The following is a 4,379-nucleotide window of genomic DNA, read 5'->3' on the forward strand; positions in this document are numbered from 1 at the left end:
CGGGGGAAGAACTCGTACCAGGCGCCGTACAGGGCGCGTTCCCGCTCGACGAGGAGGGGCAGCGGGTCGGAGGTGGTGACCAGCTCCCGCAGCGGGTACCGGGCCAGCACCGCGTCCACCTCCGGCGTCAACGCCGCCGCCAGCCGTGACGAGGCCGGGCGCGTCTCGTCCCGCAGCGCGTCGACGGCGGCGAGCAGCAGGGCGCGCCCCCCGCTCTCCGGCACGCCCGCGGCGGCGCGCTCGTACAGCCGCGCGCCCTCCTCCAGGACGAGCTCCGTGTCGAGGCCGGCCGGGATTTTGATCCGTGCGTGGTGCCGCCAGGTGGTGACCGGATCGCCCCACGCCTCGACGGTGTACGACCACGTGCCGGGCTCCCCGGCGGTCACGGTGGCCCCCCAGCGGTCGGTGCCCGGGGCCAGCTCCCGCATCGGCGTCCACGGGCCCGGCCGGCCGTGCGGATCTCTGAGGACGACGTTGGCCGCCACCGCGTCGTGCCCCTCCCGGAACACGGTGGCCGATATCTCGAAGGACTCGCCGGTCACGGCCTTGGCGGGCCGGCGGCCCTGCCGGACGACGGGGCGCACGTCGAGGACGGGGATGCGCCCGACGACGGTGGACTCCCCGGCCGGGACCGGTTCCGGTCCCGGCGGGCCGGCGTCGGCCGGGCGGCCGGGGACCGCGCCGGCGCCGGGTGCGGTGGGGGATGACGAGTGGTGCGTGGCGGGCATGACCGCTCCTGTCCGCGTCAACGAGGGTGGGCGGATGACTCTGGGGAGGTGGTCCTGCGGGGTGTGCTCGTGGGGTGTACCGCAGGAGCCTTCCCACACTGTTCGGGTGGGCAATCCGGCACTTTGTTAACTACTCGCGCGTATGTCGACACATGCGGCGGGTCCCGTTCGAACGCCTTCCCGCACTCCGCTTCCGCAATCAGTGCCTCCGCGACATGTGCAGCCTTTCGCGCGGGACGACATGCCACAAGAAGGCCCACGGGGAAAGATCCGGCCATATCGACACGCCGGTACGGATAGGCCCGTACGGCGTCCGAGGACGGGGCCGTTCAGGCCGATTGAGGGCTCCGGGGGCGAAGCTCCCGGCGAGGGACACACCGGCGCCGGTAACGTCATATGGAGACGAGGTAACACACACCCCGTCCAATCGAGCGAACAGGCAGAGGTGGAGTGTGAAGGCGATCCGTCGACTGACCGTCCGTCCCGTTCTCCCCGACCCCCTCCGGCCACTCAGCGATCTGGCCCGCAATCTGCGCTGGTCCTGGCACGCGGAGACCCGCGACCTGTTCCAGTCCGTCGACCCCGGACGCTGGGCCGCCTCCGGCCGCGACCCGGTGCGGCTGCTCGGCACCGTTCCGCCCGCGCGGCTGGCGGAGCTGGCCGAGGACCGCCGGTTCCTGCGCCGGCTGGCCGCGGCCACCGACGACCTCGACCACTACATGACCGGCGACCGCTGGTACCAGGTCCAGCCGGGCCGACTGCCCGCCGCCGTCGCCTACTTCTCACCCGAGTTCGGCATCACCGCCGCCCTGCCCCAGTACTCCGGCGGTCTCGGCATCCTGGCCGGCGACCACCTGAAGGCGGCCAGCGACCTCGGCGTGCCGCTCGTCGGGGTCGGCCTGCTCTACCGGCACGGCTACTTCCGCCAGTCCCTGTCCCGGGACGGCTGGCAGCAGGAGCACTACCCCGTCCTCGACCCCCACGAGCTGCCGCTGACCCTCCTCAAGGAGCCCGACGGCACCCCCGCCCGCGTCGCCCTCGCCCTGCCCGGCGGCCGGGAGCTGCGCGCCCGCGTCTGGCTGGCCCAGGTCGGCCGGGTGCCCCTGCTGCTCCTGGACTCGGACGTCGAGGAGAACGACCTCGGCGAACGCGGCGTCACCGACCGGCTCTACGGCGGCGGCAGCGAGCACCGGCTCCTCCAGGAGATGCTGCTGGGCATAGGAGGTGTCCGGGCGGTGCGGACGTACTGCCGGCTCACCGGCCACGCGGAACCGGAGGTGTTCCACACCAACGAGGGCCACGCCGGCTTCCTCGGCCTGGAACGCATCGCCGAACTGTGCGACCGGGGGATGGAGTTCGACTCCGCGCTGGAGGCGGTCCGGGCGGGCACCGTCTTCACCACCCACACGCCCGTCCCGGCCGGCATCGACCGCTTCGACCGCGAACTGGTCGCCCGCCACCTCGGCCCCGGCTCCGAACTCCCGCGCATCGACGTCGAGCGCGTCCTGCGCCTCGGCATGGAGACCTACCCCGGCGGCGAGCCCGGCCTGTTCAACATGGCCGTGATGGGCCTGCGCCTCGCCCAGCGGGCCAACGGCGTCTCCCTGCTGCACGGCGGCGTCAGCCGGGAGATGTTCTCCGGACTGTGGCCCGGCTTCGACGCCGAGGAGGTGCCGATCACCTCCGTCACCAACGGCGTGCACGCCCCGACCTGGGTCGCCCCCGAGGTGTTCCGGCTCGGCGCCCGGCGGATCGGCGTGCAGCGCGCCGAGGACGCCCTGACCGTGGGCGGCTCGGACCGCTGGGACTCGGTTGCCGACATCCCCGACCAGGACATCTGGGAGCTCCGCCGCACCCTGCGCGAGCAACTGGTGACCGAGGTGCGCGAGCGGCTGCGCGCCTCCTGGCGGCAGCGCGGCGCGGGCACGGCGGAGCTGGGCTGGATCGACGACGTCCTCGACCCGGACGTGCTGACCATCGGCTTCGCGCGGCGCGTCCCGTCGTACAAGCGGCTGACGCTGATGCTGCGCGACCGGGAGCGGCTGACGGAGCTGCTGCTGCATCCCGAGCGGCCGGTCCAGATCGTCGTCGCCGGCAAGGCGCACCCGGCGGACGACGGCGGCAAGCGGCTGGTGCAGGAGCTGGTGCGGTTCGCGGACGACCCGCGGGTGCGGCACCGCATCGTGTTCCTGCCGGACTACGGCATGGCGATGGCGCAGAAGCTCTACCCCGGCTGCGACATCTGGCTGAACAACCCGCTGCGGCCCCTGGAGGCGTGCGGGACCAGCGGGATGAAGGCGGCGCTCAACGGCTGCCTCAACCTGTCGGTGCTGGACGGCTGGTGGGACGAGTGGTTCCAGCCGGACTTCGGCTGGGCGATCCCCACCGCGGACGGCGCCGGCACGGACGCCGACCGGCGCGACGCCATAGAGGCCGCCGCCCTCTACGACCTGCTGGAGCAGCGGATCACCCCCCGCTTCTACGAGCGGGGCGCGAGCGGGCTGCCCGACCGGTGGATCGAGATGGTGCGCAGGACCCTGAGCCTGCTCGGGCCGAAGGTGCTGGCCGGCCGCATGGTCCGGGAGTACGTCGAGCGGCTGTACGCCCCGGCGGCCGAGGCGCACCGTGCGATGGACCCGGACTCCGCCCGGGCGCTGGCCGAGTGGAAGACGCGGGTGCGGGCGGCCTGGCCCGGAGTGAGCGTCGACCACGTCGAGACCTCCGCGCCGGCCGCCACGGCGGAGCTCGGCTCGACGCTAGGCCTGCGGGTGCGGGTGCGGCTCGGCGACCTCGCCCCGGACGACGTGGAGGTCCAGGCGGTGTCCGGCCGGGTGGACTCCGAGGACCGCATCACGGCCGCGACGACCGTGCCGCTCAAACCGGTGGGCGGGCCCGACCTGGAGGGCCGCTGGGTGTACGAGGGCCCGCTCGGCCTGGACCGCACCGGGCCCTTCGGCTACACGGTCCGCATCCTCCCCGCGCACCGGCTGCTGGCGTCCGCCGCGGAGGCGGGGCTGGTCGCGGTGCCGTCGGACGAGCTGGGGGAGGCGGCGGGACTGCTGATGAGGTGAGCGCCGGGACGCCCCGGGGCGGCGGGGGCGGGGCTCAGTCCTCCTCCTCGCCGCCGCTCAGCCGCCGCAGGACGGTGCCGCAGCGGCGGGCGTAGGCGTGCTGGAAACCCCGGGTCGCCGGTCCGCCGGCCTTCGCGTACCACTTGGCCGGGCGGCTGAAGGCGGTCACCGTCAGCCAGACCGTGCCGTCGCCGGTGCGGTCCACGACGAAGGCCTCCTCGCCGGACTCGGGATGGCCGGGCAGCGTGCCGTAGGCCCAGCCGGCCCGGCGGTGCTCCTCCAGCGTCCACACCACCCGGCACGGCGCCTTGATCATCCCGGCGAGGGTGACGGTGACGTCGACACCGGGCGCGGCACGGTCCGCGCTCGCGTCGATCCCGACGCCCATCGCCCGGTGCATCTCCCAGGTGAGCACGGCCTCGGCCGCCCGCCGGAACACCGGCTCGCCCTCCCCGAGGCGCGTGCGTACGTGCATGGGGCGGAAGCCGGGCGGGCAGTGGTCCCGCTCGCGGGTGGCGCCGACGTCGTCGTACGTGAAGGACATGGGTACCAAGAGTAGGGCGGCCCCCGGGAAGCGGGG

The 4,379-nt window shown here is 74.1% G+C and carries 3 protein-coding genes; 1 reads left to right on the forward strand and 2 read right to left on the reverse strand.

Annotated features, from left to right (window positions below):
• A partial coding sequence (locus tag ACFWJB_RS35370) for a maltotransferase domain-containing protein (protein ID WP_386927417.1) occupies positions 1-728 on the reverse strand: 728 nt, incomplete at its 3' end.
• Between the two features lie 452 nt (positions 729-1,180).
• Here ACFWJB_RS35370 and ACFWJB_RS35375 point away from each other — a divergent pair.
• Positions 1,181-3,799, forward strand: coding sequence for a glycosyltransferase family 1 protein (locus ACFWJB_RS35375; RefSeq protein WP_386927419.1), 2,619 nt, complete (start codon positions 1,181-1,183; stop codon positions 3,797-3,799).
• A gap of 34 nt (positions 3,800-3,833) precedes the next feature.
• Here the strand turns inward: ACFWJB_RS35375 and ACFWJB_RS35380 are convergent, their stop codons facing one another.
• Entirely contained in the window at positions 3,834-4,343 is a 510-nt protein-coding gene (locus ACFWJB_RS35380; protein WP_385458208.1) for a DUF1990 family protein, read from the reverse strand.
• Positions 4,344-4,379: the final 36 nt, after the last annotated feature.

It is taken from the genome of Streptomyces sp. NPDC127100, assembly GCF_042724095.1.
In the GTDB taxonomy this organism is placed as follows: Bacteria; Actinomycetota; Actinomycetes; order Streptomycetales; family Streptomycetaceae; genus Streptomyces.